At 60.5% G+C, this 22,991-nt stretch carries 24 protein-coding genes; 7 read left to right on the top strand and 17 right to left on the bottom strand.

Features of this window, described 5'->3' with window-relative positions:
• Positions 1 to 12 precede the first annotated feature (12 nt).
• The 3 genes from rsfS to obgE form a co-directional block, all read right to left on the bottom strand.
• Positions 13 to 447 (bottom strand): ribosome silencing factor, encoded by a 435-nt coding sequence (gene rsfS / locus ACFC5L_RS03545; protein WP_375201659.1) that lies wholly within the window; start codon positions 445 to 447, stop codon positions 13 to 15.
• Positions 448 to 574: 127 nt separating this feature from the next.
• Positions 575 to 2,170 carry an L-histidine N(alpha)-methyltransferase gene (egtD, locus tag ACFC5L_RS03540; RefSeq protein ID WP_375201660.1) on the bottom strand — a complete coding sequence of 532 codons (1,596 nt, stop codon included), beginning with the start codon at positions 2,168 to 2,170 and terminating at the stop codon, positions 575 to 577.
• 78 nt (positions 2,171 to 2,248) lie between these two features.
• Positions 2,249 to 3,301, bottom strand: coding sequence for a GTPase ObgE (obgE, locus tag ACFC5L_RS03535; protein ID WP_375202351.1), 1,053 nt, complete (start codon positions 3,299 to 3,301; stop codon positions 2,249 to 2,251).
• Between the two features lie 127 nt (positions 3,302 to 3,428).
• Here obgE and ACFC5L_RS03530 point away from each other — a divergent pair, with 127 nt between their 5' ends.
• The 4 genes from ACFC5L_RS03530 (at position 3,429) to ACFC5L_RS03515 (ending at position 7,031) form a co-directional block, all read left to right on the top strand.
• Positions 3,429 to 4,529, top strand: coding sequence for an NADH:flavin oxidoreductase (locus ACFC5L_RS03530; RefSeq protein ID WP_375201661.1), 1,101 nt, complete (start codon positions 3,429 to 3,431; stop codon positions 4,527 to 4,529).
• An 11-nt stretch (positions 4,530 to 4,540) separates the two neighbouring features.
• Complete coding sequence (locus ACFC5L_RS03525) at positions 4,541 to 5,221, top strand: glutathione S-transferase family protein (protein ID WP_375201662.1); 681 nt, start codon at positions 4,541 to 4,543, stop codon at positions 5,219 to 5,221.
• A gap of 108 nt (positions 5,222 to 5,329) precedes the next feature.
• Positions 5,330 to 6,127, top strand: a complete 798-nt coding sequence (locus ACFC5L_RS03520) for a LolA family protein (protein WP_375201663.1) — start codon at positions 5,330 to 5,332, stop codon at positions 6,125 to 6,127.
• Between the two features lie 307 nt (positions 6,128 to 6,434).
• Entirely contained in the window at positions 6,435 to 7,031 is a 597-nt protein-coding gene (locus tag ACFC5L_RS03515) for a hypothetical protein (protein ID WP_375201664.1), read from the top strand.
• Here the strand turns inward: ACFC5L_RS03515 and ACFC5L_RS03510 are convergent.
• Positions 7,018 to 7,788 (bottom strand): TSUP family transporter, encoded by a 771-nt coding sequence (locus ACFC5L_RS03510; protein ID WP_375201665.1) that lies wholly within the window; start codon positions 7,786 to 7,788, stop codon positions 7,018 to 7,020. The genes ACFC5L_RS03515 and ACFC5L_RS03510 overlap by 14 nt on opposite strands.
• Before the next feature lie 160 nt (positions 7,789 to 7,948).
• Between ACFC5L_RS03510 and xth the strand changes: the two genes are divergently transcribed.
• Positions 7,949 to 8,752, top strand: coding sequence for an exodeoxyribonuclease III (gene xth / locus ACFC5L_RS03505; RefSeq protein ID WP_375201666.1), 804 nt, complete (start codon positions 7,949 to 7,951; stop codon positions 8,750 to 8,752).
• On the opposite strand, the gene ACFC5L_RS03500 is transcribed toward xth, so the two are convergent.
• Positions 8,747 to 9,856 (bottom strand): aminotransferase class V-fold PLP-dependent enzyme, encoded by a 1,110-nt coding sequence (locus tag ACFC5L_RS03500; protein WP_375201667.1) that lies wholly within the window; start codon positions 9,854 to 9,856, stop codon positions 8,747 to 8,749. The two genes, xth and ACFC5L_RS03500, sit on opposite strands and share 6 nt — an antisense overlap.
• A complete protein-coding gene (locus ACFC5L_RS03495; RefSeq protein ID WP_375201668.1) occupies positions 9,856 to 10,359 on the bottom strand; it encodes a universal stress protein in 504 nt (167 codons plus the stop codon). Before ACFC5L_RS03495 ends, ACFC5L_RS03500 begins: the two co-directional genes overlap by 1 nt.
• 132 nt (positions 10,360 to 10,491) lie before the next feature.
• Between ACFC5L_RS03495 and ACFC5L_RS03490 the strand changes: the two genes are divergently transcribed.
• Positions 10,492 to 11,004 carry an RNA methyltransferase gene (locus tag ACFC5L_RS03490; RefSeq protein ID WP_375201669.1) on the top strand — a complete coding sequence of 171 codons (513 nt, stop codon included), beginning with the start codon at positions 10,492 to 10,494 and terminating at the stop codon, positions 11,002 to 11,004.
• Between the two features lie 53 nt (positions 11,005 to 11,057).
• On the opposite strand, the gene ACFC5L_RS03485 is transcribed toward ACFC5L_RS03490, so the two are convergent.
• Entirely contained in the window at positions 11,058 to 11,621 is a 564-nt protein-coding gene (locus ACFC5L_RS03485; protein ID WP_375201670.1) for a MarR family winged helix-turn-helix transcriptional regulator, read from the bottom strand.
• Between the two features lie 345 nt (positions 11,622 to 11,966).
• On the opposite strand from ACFC5L_RS03485, the gene ACFC5L_RS03480 reads away from it, so the two are divergent.
• Complete coding sequence (locus ACFC5L_RS03480; RefSeq protein ID WP_375201671.1) at positions 11,967 to 12,500, top strand: NUDIX hydrolase; 534 nt, start codon at positions 11,967 to 11,969, stop codon at positions 12,498 to 12,500.
• On the opposite strand, the gene ACFC5L_RS03475 is transcribed toward ACFC5L_RS03480, so the two are convergent.
• The 10 genes from ACFC5L_RS03475 to ACFC5L_RS03430 all read right to left on the bottom strand — a co-directional run bounded on the left by ACFC5L_RS03475 (position 12,497) and on the right by ACFC5L_RS03430 (position 22,946).
• Positions 12,497 to 13,294: an inner membrane-spanning protein YciB gene (locus ACFC5L_RS03475; RefSeq protein ID WP_375201672.1), complete on the bottom strand. Its 798-nt coding sequence runs from the start codon at positions 13,292 to 13,294 to the stop codon at positions 12,497 to 12,499. The genes ACFC5L_RS03480 and ACFC5L_RS03475 overlap by 4 nt on opposite strands.
• 28 nt (positions 13,295 to 13,322) lie before the next feature.
• On the bottom strand, positions 13,323 to 14,438 hold the full coding sequence (gene ftsY / locus ACFC5L_RS03470; protein WP_375201673.1) for a signal recognition particle-docking protein FtsY: 1,116 nt from the start codon (positions 14,436 to 14,438) through the stop codon (positions 13,323 to 13,325).
• A 251-nt stretch (positions 14,439 to 14,689) separates the two neighbouring features.
• The gene (gene mtaB / locus ACFC5L_RS03465) at positions 14,690 to 15,991 is read right to left on the bottom strand and encodes a tRNA (N(6)-L-threonylcarbamoyladenosine(37)-C(2))-methylthiotransferase MtaB (RefSeq protein ID WP_375201674.1); all 1,302 of its coding nucleotides are present in this window, start codon (positions 15,989 to 15,991) and stop codon (positions 14,690 to 14,692) included.
• A gap of 78 nt (positions 15,992 to 16,069) precedes the next feature.
• A complete protein-coding gene (locus ACFC5L_RS03460; protein ID WP_375201675.1) occupies positions 16,070 to 16,483 on the bottom strand; it encodes a flagellar biosynthesis repressor FlbT in 414 nt (137 codons plus the stop codon).
• A gap of 118 nt (positions 16,484 to 16,601) precedes the next feature.
• Positions 16,602 to 17,690: an LPS export ABC transporter permease LptG gene (lptG, locus tag ACFC5L_RS03455; protein ID WP_375201676.1), complete on the bottom strand. Its 1,089-nt coding sequence runs from the start codon at positions 17,688 to 17,690 to the stop codon at positions 16,602 to 16,604.
• Positions 17,687 to 18,865 (bottom strand): LptF/LptG family permease, encoded by a 1,179-nt coding sequence (locus tag ACFC5L_RS03450; protein ID WP_375201677.1) that lies wholly within the window; start codon positions 18,863 to 18,865, stop codon positions 17,687 to 17,689. Before ACFC5L_RS03450 ends, lptG begins: the two co-directional genes overlap by 4 nt.
• A 148-nt stretch (positions 18,866 to 19,013) precedes the next feature.
• Complete coding sequence (locus tag ACFC5L_RS03445) at positions 19,014 to 20,006, bottom strand: hypothetical protein (protein WP_375201678.1); 993 nt, start codon at positions 20,004 to 20,006, stop codon at positions 19,014 to 19,016.
• Positions 20,007 to 20,015: 9 nt separating this feature from the next.
• On the bottom strand, positions 20,016 to 21,221 hold the full coding sequence (locus tag ACFC5L_RS03440; protein ID WP_375201679.1) for a glycosyltransferase family 4 protein: 1,206 nt from the start codon (positions 21,219 to 21,221) through the stop codon (positions 20,016 to 20,018).
• A 174-nt stretch (positions 21,222 to 21,395) separates the two neighbouring features.
• Complete coding sequence (gene gshB, locus ACFC5L_RS03435) at positions 21,396 to 22,340, bottom strand: glutathione synthase (protein WP_375201680.1); 945 nt, start codon at positions 22,338 to 22,340, stop codon at positions 21,396 to 21,398.
• A gap of 39 nt (positions 22,341 to 22,379) precedes the next feature.
• On the bottom strand, positions 22,380 to 22,946 hold the full coding sequence (locus ACFC5L_RS03430) for a BON domain-containing protein (protein ID WP_375201681.1): 567 nt from the start codon (positions 22,944 to 22,946) through the stop codon (positions 22,380 to 22,382).
• Positions 22,947 to 22,991 lie beyond the last annotated feature (45 nt).

Here is a 22,991-nt window from a genome sequence, read left to right as displayed (position 1 = left end):
AACTAGGCCAGCTTAGGCGTCAGATTTCGCTGACGCAGAAGAGGGGGTGTGCGCCGCTTCCGACCAGACGCGTTCAAGATTGTAAAAGTCGCGCACTTCGGGACGGAAGAGATGAACAATCACGTCCTCAGCGTCGATCAACACCCAATCGCAAGCGCTCGCGCCCTCGATCCGGGCGCGGCTCATGCCGGCGTCTTTCAACCGCCGCATGACCTTGTCAGCCATGGCGCTCACATGACGCTGGGAGCGCCCGGAGGCGATGACCATGGCGTCGGCGATATCAGACTTGCCGGCAAGCGAGATGGTCACGACATTCTCGGCCTTGTCATCGTCAAGCTCTTGAAGAATGAGGGATAAAATGGCCTGGCTGCGTTCTTCGGGAGAGAGGTTCGCCAATGCGCCCTCTTTCTCCTGCTCCAGACCGGCCTGGCTGGATACCAAGCCCATAGCGGCCTTTCCGGCGGCCGCGGCGCCTTGCTGTGCGTTCAGCTCCGCTCTCCATACGCTGCACGGGAACTTTCCCGTGTGTTAGATATAAGGTCGTTTCCCATCGGCTCCAACCGGGGCGGCCAAATTAGCTGTTGCTTAAAAGGCACGCGCCGAACCAGCCCTTTTCATCCGTCCATGATTTCTCAAGGCGCCAGGGGGTTTGGTTAACCAAACGCTCCAGCTTTTCGAAGGTGAATTTATGAGAATTCTCGGTGTGCAGCGTCTCGCCGGGGACAAACCCATAAGCTTCGCCGTCGATCTCAATCGCTGTCGCGCACTGAGCGCGCAGGTGCATTTCGATGCGATCTTCGACGTCATTGTAAAAGGCGTAGTGTTCGAAATCGTCGAGATTGAGCTTGGCGCCCAATTCCGATTTCATCCGTTTAAGGAGGTTCATGTTGAACGCCGCCGTCACGCCGCGCGCGTCATTGTAGGCGGCTTCCAGAACGGCTTTGTCTTTGACGAGATCAATACCGATGAGGAATTGCGCATTCTCACCGAGCGTTGCGGAGGCTCGTTCCAGAAAATTCTTGGCGGCGCCAAGCGTCATGTTGCCAAGGGTCGACCCCGGGAAATAGCCGAGCCAGTGGTCCGCCGGCGGCAAGACGCTTTTGGGCAGTTCAATCGGCGAATGAAAGTCAGCGCAGATCGCCGCGACCGGAATCGGCAAAACCTCTGCGATAGAAGAGGCGTTTTCGAGAAGGTGGTCGCGCGAAATATCCATGGCGACATAAGCGGCCGGTTCTTTCAGCCCCTTGACCAGCCATTCGATTTTCTCGCTCGAGCCGGAGCCATATTCAAAGATCGCCGCACGCGGTCCGATAGCCGCGGTTATTTCGCCGGCGTTTTCCAGGAAAACTTCTTTCTCGGTGCGGGTCGGGTAATATTCTTCAAGCTCCGTAATTTGATCGAACAGTTTGGAGCCTGCTTCGTCATAAAAATATTTTGGCGAAATGGTTTTTTGCGGCAGCGACAATCCTTCGATCACATCGGCGCGGAAATCACCGAGATCGGGATGAAGATCGAGAAAGAAGGCGAGCGCGCCGCACGGCGCGATAAGGTCATCGGATTGGTCTATGGTTAGAGAGTGACTGATTTTTCTGCTCCTGATGGCGGTTGAAGAAAGCGGGTTTTCCGTATCGGGCAAGAACACCCAGACGGGCGGTTCGGTTGCACAGAGCGACATGGCGTCTTCAGGATCAATCCGAAAGACGCCGAGTTCTTTTGCAGCTTCGCTCGCAAGTGCATCAGTTTCATGACCCGGCCGATTGAAAACGGCGATGGGCACAGTTTCTGCGATGTGACGCCAGTCTTTCCAACGATGAAAATTCTCAAGCCCGTCAGCGCCCATAAGCCAGACAAAGGCGGCGTTAGGATTGATCGCCTGCAACGCGTCCAGTGTCTCGGCCGTATAGGTGAGGCCGCGACGGCGCTCGAAGTCGCTGACGACAATGTCGGGATGATTGGCGACAACTCGCGCAAGGCGCAAACGGTCCTCATAAGCCGCATAAATCTTGGGGTCTTTCAACGGGTTGCCGGGAGTCACCAGCCACCACACAGCGTCAAGCCCCAGCCTTTCGAGCGCCGCGAGCGAAATCTCGCGATGGCCCTGATGCGGAGGATTGAACGAGCCGCCCAGCAGCCCGATGCGGCGGCGCTCTGTCTTCTGGCTTGGCGGCAAGGACCATCCCCGACTACGGCGGGCCCTACTTAAGGGGGGCGGGATCAGAATCCAACCGGCAGCGTCATCAAACAGCCGTTACGGCGTCCATTGGTCTTCTTCCGGTTCCGAAATCTCATCCGGTTTCAGATATTCACCGCGCGCAGCCGCGGCCAGCGCCATCAGCTTGTGCAACAGCGGCTGCATGCCCATTCCGGCCGCCCCCGAAATCACTTCAACATTAACGCCCGAAGCGTCTGCAAGCGCCGCCTTGCGGGTTTCGATGTCTTCCGGCGTCAACGCATCGATCTTGTTCAGCACAACAATCTCCCGCTTTTGCGCAAGTTCGTGGCTATAGGCCTCAAGCTCACCGCGCACGGTGCGATAGGCGTCCGCAACATCTTCCTGCGTTCCATCCACCAGATGCAGTAGCGCCGCGCAGCGCTCCACATGGCCAAGGAAGCGGTCGCCGATGCCGGCGCCTTCATGGGCGCCTTCAATGAGGCCCGGAATATCGGCGAGCACGAAGCTTTGTCCTTCGCCGACGCGCACCACGCCAAGATTGGGGTGCAGCGTCGTGAACGGATAATCGGCAATCTTGGGTTTCGCCGCCGACACCGCGGCGAGAAAGGTCGACTTGCCGGCGTTCGGCAATCCCACAAGACCGATATCGGCGATCAGTTTCAGGCGCAGCCAGATCGTGCGCTGCTCGCCCGGCTGACCGGGATTGGCGCGCCGCGGGGCCTGATTGGTCGACGATTTAAACCGCGCATTGCCGAACCCGCCATTGCCGCCCTTGGCGAGCAACACGCGTTCGCCCGGCGTATCGAGATCGGCAATCAGGGTTTCCTCATCTTCCTCAAAGATCTGCGTGCCGACCGGCACCTTGATGACAAGATCGTCGGCGGAAGCGCCAGTGCGGTTAGAGCCCTCGCCCGGGCGTCCGTTCTGCGCCTTGAAATGCTGCTGGTAGCGATAGTCGATCAGCGTGTTGAGGTTTTCCACCGCCTCAGCCCAGACATGACCGCCCGCGCCGCCATCGCCGCCATTGGGCCCGCCGAACTCGACGAATTTCTCGCGCCGGAACGACAGACACCCCGCGCCGCCGGCGCCGCTCTGGATATAGATCTTGGTGCGATCGAGGAATTTCATGGGGGCCATCTACACGCCCGGCCGCGCCAAACCAACCGGATTCTCACATCACTGCGATGCGCCCGTGCCTTTTGGGCTCCCGCTCAGTATATGTGCAGCCGTTTGAACATCTTCACAGAAAGCCATCATGACCGATACGCGCATCCTTTTTGAACCCGTCGAATTCGCCAATCTCTCCCTCAAAAACCGCATCGTCATGGCGCCCATGACGCGAAGCTTTTCACCGGGGAACATCCCCGGGGACGATGTCGCCGCCTATTACCGCCGCCGCGCCGAAGGCGATGTGGGCCTTATTCTCACCGAAGGCGTCTCTACAAATGAAGATACAGCCACCGGCACGCCCAATGTTCCCAATATCGTCACAGACGCCGCCAAGGCAGGCTGGCGCAATGTCGTTGATGGGGTTCACAAGGCGGGCGGCAAGATCGGCATCCAGCTCTGGCACGAGGGCCCGTTTCGCAACCCTGAAAACACGCCGCATCCCGAAATTCCGTCATGGTCCGCCTCGGGAATCAAAATGCCGGGCAAACCGCTTTGGGAGCCCATGAGCGAAGCGGAAATCGAAACGGCGATCACCGAATTTGTCGACGCCGCCGTCGCAGCGAAAGAGATTGGCTTTGACGCTGTCGAGTTTCACGGCGCCCATTCCTATCTCATCGACAGTTTCTTCTGGGACCAGACCAATCTCCGCGATGATAAATGGGGCGGCGACTGGGACGGGCGCACACGCTTCGCCTCAGAAATCATTCGCCGGACACGAGCCAAGGTGGGCGCTGACTATCCGCTCATCATTCGCCTCTCGCAATGGAAGCAACAGGATTTCGCCGCCAAGACTGCTGCGACGCCGCAGGAGCTCGAGCGATGGCTGACGCCGTTGGTTGAGGCCGGGATTGATGTTTTCCATATGTCGCAGCGCCGTTTCTGGGAGCCCACCTATGAAGGCTCTGAGCTTAACGACGCAGGCTGGGCGAAAAAACTCACGGGCAAGCCGGCGATTTCCGTCGGGTCCGTGGGCCTTTCCGGGGAATTCATCGCCGCCTATGCTGGCGAAGCTTCAGAGCCCGCAAGTCTCGACCGCCTCGTTGAAATGATGGAGCGCGAAGAGTTCGATCTTATCGCCGTCGGGCGGGCGCTTTTGCAGGATCCGGACTGGGCGGTGAAAGTGCGCGACAACCGCAATGACGAGCTTCAGACCTTCACCAAGGACGCGCTCGGGAAACTCTTTTAGGAAACATCTTTATGCTGACGGTTCATCACCTTGAAAACTCCCGCTCGCAGCGCATCCTCTGGCTGCTTGAGGAGCTTGGCGTTTCCTATGAGGTCAAGCGCTATGAGCGGAACAAGCAAACCAACCTCGCGCCGCCGGAGTTGATGCAGGTGCATCCGCTCGGAAAGTCGCCGGTGATCGACGACAACGGCAAGGTCTTTGCGGAAACCGGCGCGATGATCGAACATATTCTCGACGCCCATGGGCGCGGCAAGCTCCGCCCCGCGCCGGGAACGCCTGCCTATGATCAATATCGCTACTGGATGTATGCGGCGGAAGGAACCTATATGCCGCCGCTCGTGTTCACGCTTTTCGTCAATCGCATTGAAACGGCGCCGATGCCGTTTTTTGCAAAACCGATCGCGAAGAAGATCGCCGGGTCCATTCGCGACGGCTATCTTAATCACACGATGAAGGCGCAATATGATTTTCTCGAATCGACGCTGGAAAACACGCCCTGGCTTGTCGGCGACGACATCACTGCGGCGGACATCATCATGAGCTTTCCTGTCGAGGCGTTTTCCGCGCGCGGCCAGGACAATCTGAAAGGCGGCGAATATCCCAATATCGCCGCTTACCTGATGCGGTTTCAGGCGCGGCCCGCCTATGCGCGCGCGCTGGAGCGGGGCGGGCCCTACGCGCTGATGAAGTAACGATTTCGTGTGGCCTTTGTGTGTTGGAGCCATGTCCGCGCCATAATCGCGACTTCCTTTGGACACCGCCTTTTCCTAGACAGGCCGCAAGATAACCGGAGACGATCCATGAGCCTTGCGCTTTTATCCGCGATTTCCCTGATGTGTCTCGACGGCGCCATGGCCGCCCGTCCTGCTCAGGAAATTGTTCTGGCCCAAGCGGAGCAAACGACGGCGGAAACGCCTGCTGGCGCTGAAAGCGCTGCGCCCGGCGAAATCCTCATTGAGGAAATCAGCCAGCCCACAGTGAAAACCGCCGAGCCCGGCGCCGACGCCGTGAGCGCGGACTTGCGCGAGGAGTATGATGGCCCGCTCGCCTTTGAAGACGAAAGCGACGAGGCGGTTGTCGAAAAAGTCATCGCCTGGCTTGAAGGGCTCGATACGCTGAAAGGCGACTTCACCCAGATCGCCCCTTCCGGCGCGATCTCAGAGGGCAAGTTTTACCTGCGCCGGCCGGGGCTTTTGCGTTTCGAATACGAACCGCCCGCGCCGCTGCTGATCGTCGCCAATGGCGGCATTGTCTATGTGCGCGACGAGGAACTTGAAACCACCGACTCCTATCCCGCAGGCAAGACGCCGCTGAAATTCCTGTTGCAGAAAAAAATCGACCGCGATGATGCGCGCGTCGTTTCGGTTGACCGCGGCGTCGACACCGTCGCCATCACTTTTGCTTCCAATGACGAAGAAACCGAAGGCGAACTCACCGTCATCGCCGATGCGCCGGATCTTAAATTGCGCCGCTGGATCGTGCGCGATCTTCAGGGCGGCATCACCGTCGTGACCCTCGACAAGGTGGTCTATGGCGAGCGTCTGGCGAACAGCCTTTTCAGAGCGCCCGAGGCGGGCGGCCGGTTCCTGGACAGGTAGGCCAAAACGGGTCAACCCGGCTTGCCATTTTGTAACAGTGTCACACGCAAGTTTTTTTTCGCCGTCCTATTGAAAAAACGCCTCCTGATGCGTTAATGTAACACTACGCGAGAGGCATCAATGTTGGGCCGGCGTTGCCCCCCCGCTTGCAGGCCCGATAGCCAACCGCGTCGCCGGAATATCCCCTCCCGGCGTAGGCGCAACAGCGCAGCTTGGCGTCCGATCTTCGTGATCGGACGCCTTTTTTATGGGCTCCGCGCGCCCTATGTCTGGCTTGCCGAACCGCCCATCCCGGAAGGACCCTTTCATGGACGAAACCGACCTCGAAGATCTGGAAAGAGAGCTTCCGGGCCTCGCCCGCCTCTCCCGCTTCGCCCGTTCGCTCGACCGCATCCCGTGGTTCGCCAATATCGGCGAGGCGCTGACCCCCGGGGCGAAGGCCGCGGCCCATGACTATTGTTCCGGGCTGGGTTTTCCGGACGCCGAAATCGCCATGCTCATGGACTGGGACGACGCCGCCGATGTCGCGGAAAGCCTCGACTGGCAGAGCCCCGCCTGGGAAGCCGAAGAATCGCTGCGGGCGGATCTGACGGGCCGGGCGCTGGAATTGCTCTCAGAAGACGCGCTGCGCATCGGCATGGCGCTGATCGCAGAGAAAGTCTCCGAGCCCGCAAAGGACGCAGTCGAGGAAGTCTCCTATCTCAGCGATCTCGATGACGAGCAGATCAAGACGCTTTGCGTCGGGGCCGCCGTGCAGGCGGCCAATGGCGCAGCGCTCGCCCTTATCGCCGCGGCGGACAGTGATTTCGACGCCGAAAACCATCCCCTGGCGGCGAAGTTTCGCCTGTTCGAATTCGGCCGCTGGCCGGTTTCCATCACCGGCTCGTCCTTCAACCTGTTCTGAGCTCCATCAGCGCGGCGGCGATCAGGTAGACCGCCACCACGGAAAGGATCAGGCGAAAGCCCCGGCGAAAGGTCTCCTCCGGCATGGCGCGCAGATAGTGCGTGCCCACATAGGTGCCGGCGAAACCGGAGATCAGAATCGCCCCCAAAAGCCACGCCCATTCCCCATAGGCGAAGCCCAGAAGGCCAAAGGCGGTGATCTTCACAATGTGCTGGATCACCATGGCCGCCGCATGGGTGGCCACGATATTGAGCCGGCCGAGCGCCGTCGCGGACAGCATCGCCGCCACAATCGGCCCGGTGGCGCTGAAAAACATGGTGAGAACGCCGGTGACGACGCCGACCGCGAAATAGGTTTTTGTTCCCGGGGCGAAGCTTTTCAGTTTCGGCCCCCAAAGGGTCCAGATCACAAAAGCGCCAACGCCCCCGCGCAAGAGCCAGACCGGCGTTTCCACGGCAAGCCGTCCGCCGATCGCCGCCCCAATCAACCCGCCAAGGCTGAACCAGAGCACGATGGGCCAGACCACCTCCTTGCGCTGGAGGTAGAACCGCCCGGCATTCGCCCCGGCCTGCGCCGCCCCATGGACCGGGACCACGGCCGCCGCGGGGAAAACCGCGCTCATCACGGCGAGGAGCGCCAGCCCGCCCCCAAGCCCGAAAGCGGCCGTGATCGCGCCTGTGAAAAAGCTCGAGAAAACGACCAGCGCCGCGGCCCAGAGGGGGACCGCTTCGGGTAAAAATTGGGCGAGGTTCTCCATCAACCGCCGCTCCTACGCCGCGCCGCGCCTCCCCGCAATTCGCATCCGGCGATTCCTGACGGCGCCAGCCGCCAGAGGGCGGCCATATCCCGTCTTGACGCTCCCCGGCCTCGCCCCTATCCGAAGCCTTGGCCCCGCCCGCTGAGAGTCTGCCCGCCTGATGAAAATCGCCACCTGGAACATCAATTCCGTCCGCCTACGGATCGATCATGTCACTCGCTTCCTTAAAGAAGAAGCGCCGGACGTCTTGTGTCTTCAGGAAATCAAATGCCTCAATGACAATTTTCCCGGCAAGGCGCTCGCCGCCGCGGGATATGAGCATCAAGCGGTGTCGGGACAGGCGGGGTATCACGGAGTCGCCATTGTTTCGCGGCTGCCGCTGAAAAATGTCGAGATCCGAGGGTTTTGCGACAAGGGCGATTGCCGTCATATCGCCGCAAGCGTTTCAGGCGGCATGCGCATTCACAATTTCTATGTACCGGCGGGCGGCGATGAACCGGACCCGAAGAAAAACGACAAATTCGCGCACAAACTCGATTTCCTTGACGAGATGCGCGACTGGTTTGCAGAGCTTGGCCCCCGCTCGAAAGCAGTGCTGGTGGGCGATCTCAATGTGGCGCCGACGGAGAACGACGTCTGGTCTCATAAACAGCTTTTGAAAGTCGTCTCTCACACACCCATCGAAGTTGAAAAACTGAATGCCGTGATTGCGTCTCATGGCTGGGTCGATGTGGCGCGCGAGCTGATCCCCGAGCCGGAAAAGCTTTACACATGGTGGTCTTATCGCGCCAAAGACTGGCGCGCATCGAACCGCGGCCGCCGCCTCGATCATATCTGGGTGAGCCCGGCCCTTAAAAAACCCGCGCTAGCGCTGGGGCGGGAAGGTTATCGGATTCATGACGACGCCCGCGGTTGGGAAAAGCCGTCCGATCACGCACCGGTGTCGTTGAAGTTCGACTTATAGATGCGGTTCAATCGCCGCGATCAGCGCGTCGATATCTTTTTCATCATTGTAAAGATGAACTGAAATTCGCACGGCGCCGAGGCGTGTATCGTGACCGACGCCGGCTTTTGCAAGCGCCGCCGCGGCCGCCTCGTAATCGCGCACCTTGATGAGCGCGGCGGACCCGCGCGCGCCCTGCATTGTCGAGGACAAAAACGCATCCCGCGGCAGCGCATCGAAGAGGCGCGATAAAAGATGCTGATTATGCGCATAGATCGCTTCAACGCCATGAGCGTTGATGATCTCATGCGCCGCAGCCGCCCCGGCGAAGGGCGCAACCGAGGGCGTGCCGCCGGTGAAGCGCGCGGCGCCCGGCGCATAATCAAAATGATGAATGTCGAACTCGAATGGATCGGCGTGGGAAAACCAGCCCACATCAAGCGGCTTGCAGTCCTTCGCCGTGTCGGGATTGGCCCACAGCCACGCCGCGCCGGCGCCGCCGCACAGATATTTAAGCGATGTACCGACAGCGAAATCCGGCCGCCAGTCATTAAGCTTCAAGGGAACGGCGCCCGCCGCCTGAGCGGCGTCCACAAGCGAGAAAACGCCGGCTGCGCGGGCGCGTTTTGCGATCTCCTCGATCGGTGCCAGCACTGAGGAGTTGGAATAGACCTGAAGCGGTACGACCATCTGCACGTCATCGGCGAAGGCGCGGAACCACGCATCCGGGTCCGCAAGACGATCGCCACCGGGAAGAAACTCAAGCTCATATCCATGGCGCGCGCCCTGCTCCAGCGCAAAACCCACTGTCGGAAAGGCGTCCTCGGTCAGGACGATTTTGGTGCGTCCTTTGCGCTCAGGCAGAGAGAACAGAATTTTTGAAACGCCGCCGGAAACATTCGCCTGCGGACAAATGTCCTCCGGCGCCGCGCCAATGATCGGCGCCAGCCCCGCCTTAAAGCGTTCAAGGGCGGCGAACCACGGGTCCCAGACATCGAAGCCTTCGGTTCGCCAGGGCGCGGCGTAACCCGCCATGACTTCGGCCTCCCACGCCTTTGGCTGCGCGCCGACGGAATGGGACAGGAAATAGTGCTTTCCCGGCAGGTGAAACTTGTCCGCGTCCATCAGCCTGCGAGCCGCCGCAATTCATCCCGCGTCATTTCGCCGGGAACGACCGTCACGGGGATCCGGCGCGCGCCGAGATAGGCGGGGTTTTTCGCAAGCGATGACACGAGCGGGCCCGGTCCGGCGCTTTCCGTGGAGGCGCCAAGGACGAGAATGGAAATGGCGGGATCTTCTTCGATCAGTTTGCGAAGCTCCTCAACAATCACGCCTTCGCGGACGATCTCTTCGGGGTCCTCGCCTGACTGCGCTTTCACCTCCGCGGCGAATTCGCGGAGGACCCCTTCCGCCTTTTCATAGGCCTCCGCGCGCATGGTCTCGGCGACCGTGGCCCAGTGGCCGAACTCCGGCGGCTCCACAATGGCGAGCAGCGCGACACGCGCATTGGAGCGGCGCGCCCGCCGGCCTGCAAAAAACGCAGCGAGGCGCGCTTCCGGCGCCCCGGAAGCAATCACCAGAAATTTGATGCGGTCGTCGCCGGCGGCGGCGGTGTTGGCTTCGCTCATGGCGCGCAGCATGCCCTGAAACGGGTTCTGCCGTCCACTTTACCTGTCTGCGCCTGTCCCTTTAGCTGTCTGCGCCCCGACTTGACCCCACCACCCCGAGCCGGTAGGCGCGGATAAAGCAAGGGGCTTTTCATGCGCGGTTATTTCGGCGTCGGATCGGAACGCATCTCCAAGGCAATGAATCTGGGCGCCGTCCTGCGGACCGCCCACGCCTTTAACGCCAGTTTCGCCTTCACCATCAACGCTCATCACAAGGCGCGCGAAGTCAAGCTCGCCGACACGTCGAAGTCGGACGCGCATCTGCCGCTTTATGAATGGAACACACTCGATGAGATGCGCCTTCCCAAGAGTTGCGTCCTCGTGGGGGTGGAGCTCGATGACCGCGCGGTCGACCTGCCGAGTTTTCGCCACCCCTTAAACGCCGCCTATCTGTTGGGACCGGAAAAGGGGAGCCTTTCGCCCGAGGCAAGCGCGCTCTGCACGCATCTGGTGAAAATCCCGACGCGCTTTTGCGTCAATCTTTCCGTCGCCGCGGCGCTCGTAATATATGACCGGATGATTTCCATGGGCGGCTACGCGCCACGGCCCGTCAGCGCAGGCGGCCCGCCGCCGACAGCGGAATGGCGGGCGCCGCGAAGACGATAAAGAAAAACGCCGCCAAAATGGCGGCGTTTTCGCATCATCAAAATTTCGTGAGATTAACGACGTTTGGCGCCGCGCTTTTTCTTCGTGGTCTTGCGTTTCGCCGTCGTCTTGCGCTTTGCCGGCGCTTTTTTCTTGGCGGCTTTTTTACGCGTGGTTTTCTTTTTGGCCGGCGTGGCGGCGCCTTCAGCCATCTTGTCGAGGGCTTCGGCGTAAGCGCGCAACGACTTCATGAACGCGGCCTGCTGCGTTTTCGGAAGCACGGCGAGCGCCGCGTTTTCAGCCTTGGCGACTTTGGAATTGGCGGCCGTGAGCATGCGCTTGCCGGCTGGCGTAATCGACACGGCGTTGGCGCGCGCATCTTCCTTGGTGCGCTTGCGCGACAAAAGGCCTTTTTTCATCATCCGCGCGATCATGTCGGCAAGGGTCGACCGATCGATGCCGGTCTGCTGCACAAGGTCGGTCTGGCTGAGGCCGGCATTCTGCGCGACGACATGAAGCACCTCATACTGGCGCGGCGTCGGGCCATTGGCGCCGACTTCGGTGGAGTAGAGGTCGTGAGCATATTGCTGCGCGCGGCGCAGAAGGTGGCCTGGCGAGTTCTTGAGTGAGTAAGCCATTTTCTTCTCCGTTTTTGGCTACTGGAAGGCGAATAGAACGTGGAAAGGCGATTTTGCGCTATCTTAGATCACCGACGCTCCATCCATGGCGGAAATTGAGAACGCGTTCCGAAACAGCCGCTCTCTTGTTCACGATCTCCACCCTTGTCTTTGCTGCGCCGCCCGAGAGCGTCGCCGCAAGCGCGTGTCCCCGCGCTTTTAAAATTACGCCCGATGCGGACGGTTTCGACTGCTTGACTTCTTGAGGTAGCATATCGCGCGCCGCATTCGAAAATGCAATACCGTCGTATGCGGAAAATATACGTTTTGAACGGATCGTCCGTATGCTTCATCAGGACAGGGACAATGCCGAAAATGCACGAACATGAACCGAAATTCATCCGCACCATTCCATCCGGCGATTCCATGGAGCGCGATGTGTGCGCGACGTGCGGGTTCGTGGATTATAAAAATCCGAAAATCGTCGTTGGCTCTGTGGTCACATGGGGAGAAAAGATTCTTCTGTGCAAACGCGCCATCGAACCGCGCAAAGGCTATTGGACGCTGCCCGCCGGTTATCTTGAGCTGAACGAGACCGCCGAAGACGGCGCCGCCCGCGAAGCGCAGGAGGAAGCCCTGGCCGATATCGAAATCGAACGCCTGCTCGCGGTCTATTCGATCCCGCGAATATCGCAAGTCCAGTTGATGTTTCGGGCGCGACTGAAAAGCGCCGAGATCGGCGCCGGCCCTGAAAGCGAAGAAGTGGGACTTTACGACTGGGCTGACATCCCGTGGCCCGACCTCGCCTTCCCATCGGTCGGCTGGGCTTTGCGCCATTATCGCGAGACGAAGGATCGCAAAGACTTTCCGCCCTTCTCCAATCCCGTGGACGGGCTTTAGGCGCCGGGCTTGTCGTCTTTCGACCCGTCTTCGCCGGTCCCTTTGTCTTCGGGCCCATGCTCTTCAGGCATGTGCTTGGCGATAAAGGGCGCCTGGACAGCCGTGAAGACAAGGCTGACCGCCGTGAAGCCGAAAACCTTGATTTTCACCCAGTTGGCTTCCCCTGCGCATTTGGCGACCTGCTCGATGCCACACTCGGTCAGGAGCCACGCCCAGCCGCCCGACGCCGACACGGGAAGCGCAGGCTCCGGCGGGCACCCGGCGGTGAGCCATCGCCAGGCGATTTCATTCGCCACCGCAAGCGCGGCGAAAAACAGCGAATAGCGGATTGTCAGGATGCGCCAGGCGTCATCAGGCATATGCAGCGCGCCATCAAAAAGCGTGCGCAGGAAATTCCGTTCTGTGCGCAGACCGGCGTAAAGCAGCGCGGCGAAAAGCGCATAGACGATCGTCGGCTTCATATAAAAGAACGTCTTGTTGTGAAGAACCAATGTCAGCGTGCCGAGGACGCCGATAATAACGCCGCTGACAAGCAGCATGGGGGCGATGCGTTTTTCCTTCCAGACACTGTAAGCAAAAGCGAGCGCGAATGACGGCATAAAGGCCGCGACGGCGAGATACATTTCCGAGCCTTCGCGAAGGCACCATTCATGACCGGTAAGAGACCCCGCCAGAGAAACCAGACGGCCGCCGAAAAAATAGGAGATCATAAAAACGGCCAGCGGGCCCATCTCCACGGCGAATTTGGCGCCGCCGGTCAGTTTCTGACCCTTCACTTGCACTTCAGACGTCATTGGAAATCCTTGAATTCAACTTGCGGCGCTATGCGGCGGTGCCCGCCAGCGCCTTTGAAAAGGCATCGGCGTTAAAGCTTTGCAAATCCTCAACACCTTCGCCGACGCCAATAAAGTGAATCGGCAATTTGAATGTGTCCGCAAGGGCGACCAGGACGCCGCCGCGGGCCGTACCGTCAAGCTTGGTCATCACAAGGCCGGTGACACCCGCGATCTCCGTAAAGGTTTTCGCCTGGCTGAGGGCGTTCTGTCCGACCGTGGCGTCAAGCGTCAAAATCACGTCATGCGGCGCCGTTTCATCGAGCTTTTTGACGACCCGCACGATCTTAGCGAGTTCATCCATCAGTTCCTTGCGGTTTTGAAGCCGTCCCGCCGTGTCGATCATCAAAATATCGACGCCTTTTTCCTGCGCCTCTTTCACAGCATCGAACGCAAGCCCCGCGGCGTCGGCGCCGGCCTTGCGGGCGATGACGGGCGCCCCGGTGCGCTCGCCCCAGACCTGAAGCTGCTCGATCGCCGCCGCCCGGAAAGTGTCGCCCGCAGCAAGCATCACCGATTTCCCGTCATCGGCAAACTTTTTCGCCAGCTTGCCGATCGTTGTTGTCTTCCCGGCGCCATTGACCCCGACCATGAGAAGGACATGGGGCTTTTTCACGCCGTCGATCAGAAGGGGTTTTTCGAGCGGCGCAAGGGTCGCAGCGACCTCGCTCGCCAGCGCGGTGCGGACCTCCTCATCGGTAATATCCTTGTCGAACTTGTCTCTGGCGAGCGCCGTTGTAATCCGGGTCGCGGCGGGCACGCCCAGATCGGCGGTGATAAGCAGGTCCGTCAGTTCATCAATCGTATCATCATCGAGCTTGCGCTTGGTGAAGATTGCGGTGACGCCTTCGGAAAGCTTGTCCGAGGACTTGGACAGCCCGTCGCGAAGGCGCGACAGCCAGCCTTTTTTCTTTTCCGGGGCGGGCGCGGGGTGTTCGGCCGGCGGATCGGGTTCCGGCGCCGGTGGGGGGCCGGCTTCCTGTTCAGAAACGGGCGGCGCCGGCTCCCCGGCCGGGTGTAAAGCCTCCGTTTCGGACGGCGCCTCGACCGTTTCCTCTTCGGTTTTTTTCTTTCCGAACAAACCTGACAAAAATTTATTCGCCACGGAGCCTCTGACCCTCTTGAAAAGTTTCTATACTGTATAATTATCTAGGCACGGCCGGAATTCTCCGCGCCGCTTATGGAGACCACTATGGCGAACGCCAAACCACAAGCCAAACCTGCCGACAAAAAGCCGCAAACCAAACCCGCCGGCAAACCATCGCCGAAACCGGCTGGCAAACCTGGTAAGTAACAGGTCCCAACATCTAAAAAGAGCCGCCCCATGAAAAGGGCGGCTTTTTTTGTGAGTAAAAATCACGCCGTCGCCCCCACTGGCGCTCCCGTCAGCACGCCATCGGAGTGTCCGGTGATCCGTACGGAAACCACGTCGCCGACCCGGCCCGGCGCCGCAATGCGAAACACGGCGAAATTCCCAAGCCGCGCCCGGCCGCCGCTTTCAAGGATGGCGTCCTCCGTCCGGCCGATAAGGCTTTCCAGCAACGCCGTTTCCGCCGCTTCCCCCTTCGCGCGAAGGCGGGCGGCGCGGGCCTTCACCTCGCTGCGCGGCAGTTGCGGCATGCGGGCCGCCGGCGTTCCCTGACGCGGCGAAAAGGGAAAGACATGGAGCCAGGAGAGCCCCGCCTCATCGACAATATCGAGGCTGTTTTGAAACATCTCTTCAGTCTCGGTCGGAAAACCGGCGATAATGTCCGCGCCAAAAGCCACCGCCGGGCGGCGCGCGCGGATGCGATCGCAAAGAGAAATCGCATCTTCGCGACTGTGACGGCGTTTCATGCGTTTGAGGATCATGTTGTCGCCGGACTGGAGCGACAGATGGAGATGCGGCGCAACCCGTTCATCACCCGCCATGCGCTCGAACAGTTCGTCATCGATTTCCGCGCCGTCAATGGAGGAAAGCCGCAGGCGGTAAAGGTCCGGGACCTGGTCAAGGATCGCCGCCACAAGAGCGCCAAGACGGGGGCTTGCCTCAAGATCGGCGCCCCAGGAGGTGATGTCGACGCCCGTGAGAACAAGCTCGCGATGACCGGCGTCCACCAGCTTCTTCGCCTGCTCGATCACCTGGACGATCGGCGCCGACCGTGAATTGCCGCGGCCGTAAGGAATGATGCAGAAAGTGCAGCGGTGATCGCACCCATTCTGGATTTGCAGAAAAGCGCGGGCGCGGTCGCCATAGCCGTCGATCATATGGCCGGCGGTGTCGCGCGCCGACATGATGTCATTGACGCGGATGATGTCGCCATCTTCGAAGACCGGCGCATCGCGCGCCAGCTCAGTCCATTGCGCCGCGTCGAGTTTTTCCTGATTGCCGAGAACGGCGGCGACTTCCGGCATTGAGGCGAAGGCGTCCGGCTCCGTTTGCGCCGCGCACCCCGTCACGATAATGCGCGCATCCGGCCGCTCGCGCTTTGTGCGGCGGATTCTCTGACGTGCTGACCGCACGGCTTCATTGGTGACGGCGCAGGTGTTGATCACCACCGCGTCAGCGATCCCGGCGCCGGCGGCAAGCCCGCGCATGGTTTCGCTTTCTGCGGCGTTAAGCCGGCAGCCAAAAGTGATGATGTCGGTGGTTTCCGCCATGGCGGCTATTTGGGCCATTAGGCCCGCACACACAAGGCGCCAGACCGGGCGCCAGGCCGGGCCGCAGACAGGCGGAACGAGCTTTTGATGGCGGCGTTAGCCAGCGACGGCGGCTGTGTCCGTCGCAATATTGTCAGCGCGCCTGTCCGCCTCCCGGTTCGGGAAAGCGATATCGCGCAGCGACCGCATCACCTGATAGAAATCATGACGGGCGACGCAGGCGCCGAGATCCATTGCGCTATTGAGCTCAGGCGCGCTTTCCAGCGCTTCGCTGAGGATCGCCGCGGCTTCCGTATTCGACAACTGTCCGGCGACGGCGAGCTGGGCGATATAATAGGCACGCTTCAAGGGCGTCGTCGCCTCTTCAGGGGTGATGGCGTCTTTGAGGCGGAGGATGTGGGCCCCTTCGGTCTTGACCCGGAGCCGCGCATTGCGATCGCCATTCTCAACGACAACGCCATTAATCATGAGCTCTTCGTGAGGACGCAGTTTCAGGATCAGCCCGCTCATATGCCTCTCGCCTGTTCTAGCTCCGCCGGCAACCGGCCGTTGCGATTACCGCAACCCATGATTGCAGTATATACAACTATAACGAGAAGATTGACAAGCTGTTAAACAAGCGTCCCGGTCAGTTCTCCATGGCGAGGATGATCGAAAACCCGACCACCATGAAGATGGCGAGGGGGAAAAAGGCGCCGATGATCGCCGGGACCACGCCGAGAGAGCCGAAAGCGAGCGCGAGATTTTCGGCGACAAAATAAGCGAAGCCGAGGGCGGCGCCGGTCACCGCCCGGGCGAGCAGAACCCCCTGACGATGCACGCCGAAACCGGCGATGGCGCCCAAAAGCGGCATCACCAGGGTCGCCATGGGTTTGGAAAAACGCGACAAGAGCGCCGTCATGGGCGCGCGGGTGTCGGCGCGGTCATTATTGAGCTGATCAATCTTCGCGGAGAGCTCTACGAGGCTTGTCTGCTCCGGCTCGAGCGTCATGGCGAACAACAGCTCCGGATTGAGACTGTTGGTCCAGATGACTTCGTCGGCCTGGAAAACCGTCTGATCGACAGCGCTGAGATTGCGCACCCCATAAAGCCGCCATGCGCCGTCTTCAAACCGCGCCGAGCGCGCTTCGATCGCGCCATTGAGAAGCCCGTCACTGACATCATCAATCGTGACGCCCGTCAGCACCACGGCGTCGCCATAACGCGCCGCGCTTTCCGCCGCGATAAACTCGCCGTCATAGTTGATGCGGATGTCGGTTCGCGTGTCGCTTTCGGGCGGCAGGTCGACGGCGTAGTCGTTCACCTCCCAGTAGTCGAGAAGCTCGGACGTCCGCACCGTCACTGTTTCGTGAAAGATGAAATGGGTCAGGGTGATCAGCCCACAGACGAATCCCAATGGAAAGAGCACGCGATTGACCGACATACCGGCGGCGCGCATCACCGTGATTTCACTGGTGTGCGACAGCCCGGCGAGCGTCAGGACAACGCCGAGAAGCGCCGCGAAGGGCGTGAACTGGCTGATGATCTGGGGCGTGCGCAAGGAGATATACCGCAGCACCGAAGGCATGCCAGCGCCTTCGGGCGACAGAATGTCGCTCGACCGGTTCAAAAGATCGAGCATCTGCAGAATGATCACAAAAAAGATCAAGAGCCCGATGAAGCGGACGAAGAACATCCGCCCCACATAGTTGGTGAGAATATTGCGCGCGTAGTTCATTCAGCCGCATCCGCCGCCGGCGCGGCGATCCGCACGGTCTCGCTCGTTCGCCGCGACATGACCTTCGTCTTGCGCGCCTGATCGATGGAGCCGCTATAGAGAAACGCCGATAAAAGCGCGAAAATAAGGAATATCCCCCACATGCTGATGAGCGGCGAGAGCACGCCATTGGCCGCGACCACCTTGCCCCATTCCTCCACCACTTCGTGATAGACAATCAGGATGGCGACGCCGAGCACAGGTTTCAAATTGGAGGCGCGCCGGCGCCCCGTCACGCCCATGGCGACGGCGAGGATCGGCAACACCAGAAAGGTCAGCGGGTGCAGAATGCGCCAATGCAGGCCCGCCTTGTATTCCCCGTAAAGCTCGGCGCTTTGCGGCTGGGTGCGCAGATAGCGAACAACCTCGTTGATCGTCGCCTCGCGCTCGTCGCCGCCGCGCTCCCTGAAGACACCGATTGCTGGCAAATCCACCTCAAGATCGAAGCTTTCAAAATCGAGGGACTGAATGCGGTCGCCAAGCGCATTAATGATGACCTGACGCCCGCTTTGTAATTTCAAGAGCAGCGACGTGATTTCAGGCGTTGTTGAGATCGATCCATAGCGCGCGGTAATCACCGTGCGGCCGCCGTCTCGCGCCTTGCGCTCCAGAAAAATATCGCGCGCATCGCGTGTCTCGGTGTTGATCTCGCCAAGACGGATCGTCACGCCGTCGCTGATCTCGATGAACTCGCCGGCGGGGATTTTGATGCCGAGCGCGCCGGAGGTCACGTCGAACCGGATCTGCTGATATTTGTACCGCGCGAAAGGCTGGATGTAGGAAACCAGCAAGAAGTCGAACACCATGATGATGGCGATGAGCATGTAGACCGGCCGCATCAGCCGGCCGAAAGACGCGCCGGAGGAATTCAGCGCATCGAGCTCAGACGACATGGAAAGATTGCGGAAGGCCAGCATGACGCCAAGAAAAGCGCCGAGGGGAAGGGCAAGCCCCAGATAATGCGGCACCAGATTGGCGAGCATCCGCCAGACGACATCGACCGGCCCCTGCTCGGCCAGCACGAAATCAAACAGCCGCAACATGTGCTCCATCAAAAGCAGCATGCCCGCCACCGACAGCGCCAGAATAAGCGGCGTCGATACGGCGCGCAGAATGTAACGGTCAATAAGATGCATGGGCGGGAGCGCACCTGCCGAAAAACAAAAACGGGCGGCGCCCGGCCGGGCGGCGCCGGCCCAGTCATCGCCTGGGACATGGGTCTCTAGCGAATTCCGGACCAATTCGGAAGGCGATGACCCAAAAACGCTGCGCCTTCAAGGAGATTTAGGACGCCACGGCCGCCGCAGCGGCCCTGCTCCGGCTATCGGGCCCGACTTCGGCGCGGGCAAGGTGAGCGGTCGCAAAGAACATGGCGATGTTGAAGATCTGGGAAAGCCCGGCCTCCGCCACCAGCATGCCCGCCACGGCGGCCTCGGGCGCGCCCACAATCGGCGCGAGGGAGAGGGCCGCGCCGAGATAGACAATGTCCTGATTGGGCAGGAATGGGACGCGGGAGAGGACAAGCTGCATCGCAATAAAGGTCATCCACGCCATCACAGGCGCCCCGGGCAGCGCCGAGGCGTACATGGCCGCATGAAGAAGAATGATCAGCGCCTGGCGCCCGCCATGGACGCCGATGAGGCGCGGCATCACCCCTTTAGGCAAGGCCATCAGCTTGTCGCGGAAAATCATGACGAGGACCGAGAGCGTGCCCGCGGAGAGGAAAGCGAGCGCAAAGAGCCAGCGCGCGCCCGGGAAAGCGTCCAGCCCCGCCTTCAGCCCGCCGGTCGCCGCAAGCGTGAGCAAGAGCACCACCGTGGCGGCGTTGGACGCAAAAGCCGAAAGAAGGTTGTTGTCCTTGACGCCGACAAGAATGGTCTTGTGCGGCAAAGATAAACAACGGCGCGCCCAGATGGTCAAAAACGCTTCGCCGGAATATCCCATCACCGCGAAGTTATAGACACGCTTTCGAATGAAGACGAAGAAGTGGCGCACCAGCGGGCGCGACCAGACGATTTCGTAAAGCGCCAGCTCCGATATTGGCAGCGCGAGAAAGCGCAACACAAAGAAAAGATAAAACCACGGACTCTCCGGCAGCGACCCGATCACTTCGCGCCAGCCGACATGGGTGAGCTTGTAGAGAAGATAAACAACAATCGCCGCCAGAAGCGCGTATTGAAGACCTTTGAGGCCCTTTTGCACTTCCTCGCGCTCGCGCAATTTTGACCAGCGGCGCGCAGCGCCATTGGCGGCGGACTTGATCAAAGGAACGATCATGGGCGGACGTCAGGCGGCGCGCTGGCGCGCAGATGTTTCGGCGCGCGCGCGCGCGTGACGGCGGCAGGGCTGAAACTCGTCAAGCGCCTCGTAATAATGCCCGACAAGTTCGGCGAGCACTGCGTCCCAACTGAAGCGCGCTGAACGCTCGCGCGCCGCCTTGCCGAAACGCTGGCGCAAGGGGCGGTCTTCGGCAAGCAGCGCCAGCTTTTCCGCAAAGCTCGCGGCATTGGGCTCGGCCACATAACCGGTGACGCCGTTTTCAATAAGCGAGCGCGATCCAGCGGCGGCGGCCCCCACGGAAGGAAGACCGGAAGCCATAGCCTCGAGCGTCACATTGCCGAAGGTTTCCGTGATGGATGGATTGAAGAAAATATCGGCGCTGGCATAGGCGCGGGCGAGATCAGGCCCTTGCAAATAGCCTGCAAAGACGCCGTCGGGCAGGAGGTCGGCGAAGGTATCCCGTTCCGGCCCGTCCCCCACAATAAGCGCCTTAAGGTTGGGCGCATTGACTTTGGCGCGGTTGAAAGCATCGACGAAAATATCGATGCCCTTTTCTAGCACCAAACGGCCGACAAAGGCGGCGACCACGTCGTCCGCATCAAGCCCGTTAGCTTCGCGCCAGGCCATGTCGCGACGCGCAGGATTGAAGATATCGCCATCGACGCCGCGCGCCCACAACCGGATGTCACGGCCGATCCCGTCGCGCTTGAGCTCGTCAGCCATGGAATGGGACGGCGGATAAACATGTTCGCAACGGCCGTAGAAATAACACATGTAGCGCGTCAGATATTTCTCTAGCCATCTCATGCCGTAATAGCGCGGATAGGTGTCAAAGCGCGTGTGGAAAGACGCGACAGCCGGGACGCCGAATTTGCGCGCATAGTTGAGCGCGCCGAAGCCGGTGTAGTCAGGCGCCGCGATATGAACGATGTCGGGACGGAAACTGTCGAGCGCACGCTTGGCCTTGCCATGCAGGCCAAGACCCAAACGGTATTCGCTGCGCCGGCCCGGCAGGGGAACGGATGGAATAGAGATCAGCTTTCCGGCGTGACTGAAAGCCGGCGTTGACGTCGTTGGCGCAAAAACCAGCACCTCATGACCTTCACGCTCGAGATACGCGACAAGCGTGTTGAGCGCGCGCACCGGCCCATCCATGACGTAATTGTAGTTGCCCGAGAAAATAGCGACGCGCAGCTTTTTTTCAGATGTCATGGAAGGCGCGTTCATTTAAATACTCGTGGTCGCTTGCCGGGCCGTCAGCTCCGGCTCGGGCGGGCATGAGCGCCCGGAAGCTGTCTCGAGAGGCCACAAAAGGCCTCGTGAAGGGCGCGAAACAAGCATTATATGCGCGATTTATCAACTCCCTGTGACGCCGCGACAGCGCGATCAGGTTTCGCGCTGGCCCTCGGTCCAGTCCCAGAACAATGACGAGATGTCAGCGCCGCCGAAGCGCCGGACTTCCTGGACCCCGGTCGGCGAAGTCACATTGATTTCAGTAAGATAGTCGCCAATGACGTCGATCCCGACAAAGATCAGGCCGCGCTCGGACAGGACCGGGCCAATGCGGTCGCAGATCTCCTGATCACGTTCATTCATCTCCACCGCTTCGGCGCGTCCGCCCACATGCATGTTCGATCGGGTCTCGCCCGCCGCGGGGACGCGGTTGATCGCGCCCACCGCCTCGCCGTCGACCAGAATGATGCGTTTGTCGCCCTGACGCACCGCCGGCAGAAATTTCTGAATGATCGCCGGCTCCGCATAGGCTTCGGAGAAGAGTTCGAGCAACGCATTGAAATTGGAATCGTCGCTGGACAGTTTGAAAACACCGGCGCCGCCATTGCCGTAAAGCGGCTTTACAATGACGTCGCCATGGGTCGCGCGGAATTCGCGCATGGCCTCGGCGTCCCGGGTGATCAATGTCGGCGGCGTTAAGTCCTTGAAGTCAGTGACGAAGAGCTTTTCCGGCGCGTCGCGAATAGAGCGCGGATTGTTGAGCACCAGCGCCTCCGGCATCAGGCGCTCCAGAATCTGCGCCGCCGTAATGTAGGCCATATTGAAGGGCGGGTCCTGACGCACCAGCACCACATCGACCTCATGGAGATCGATCACTTTCGGCGCGGCGAGCGTCACATGGGCGCCCTGCTCCCGCTTCAAGCTTTCCACCTTGCGGGCGCGGGCCCTGACGACTCCGCTATCGAGCTGCAGCATTTGCGGCTGATAGACCCAGATCTCATGGCCGCGGCCAAAGGCTTCCAGGGCGAGATCGAACGAGGTGTCCGCGTTGACGTCGACCGCCTCAATGGGGTCCATCTGGATGGCGATCTTCAGCATGGGAATGGGTCTCCGGGGGCCTGACGTTACGCCCCCAATCTACTGAACCAGCGGCCCGCGCAAGGCAACGTGGCTCACGACTTTTTCAACGCCCGCGACTGTCCGCGCAAGCTCCACTGCCCGGTCCAGCTCGGCCTGGCTGCGGGCGGCGCCCAGAAGATAGACAACGGCGTTGGACACCGCGATTTTGTAGTCGCCGCTGACGACGTCCTTGTCGCCGATCAGCCGGGCGCGCAGCACCTGGTCGATGCGGCTGTCCTCAACGCCCTGACCGAAGCCCGTGCCGTCGCCCACAAAGACCTCGTCAATGACCTCTTTGACGCCATCGGCTTTCCAGGCGTTTTCAATGAGCTTGGCGCGGCCCTGATCGGATTTCATGGTGCCGGTCAGCATCAACCGTCCCTCATAAAGGGTAAGATCGATATCGCCATAATCATGGGTGCGGTCGGCGAAGAGGACGCCTTTGAGCTCTGCATTGCCGGACAGATCGGAAAAGGCCTGATCGAGATTGCGGCTCGAGGCGCAAGCGCCGAGCGCCAGAAACGCGCCCAGAACAAGAACTGTCTTGGCGGCGGCGAGAACAGTGCGGGAAAGACGGATGGCCATGGGTAAACTCCCTCAACTCGATGAATGATCCGGAACACCCCATTC

This window comes from Hyphococcus sp. (genome assembly GCF_041986965.1).
Taxonomy (GTDB): Bacteria; Pseudomonadota; Alphaproteobacteria; order Caulobacterales; family Parvularculaceae; genus Hyphococcus.
The sequence above is the reverse complement of the archived record's forward strand: the minus strand, read 5'-3'. Positions and strand labels throughout refer to the sequence as shown.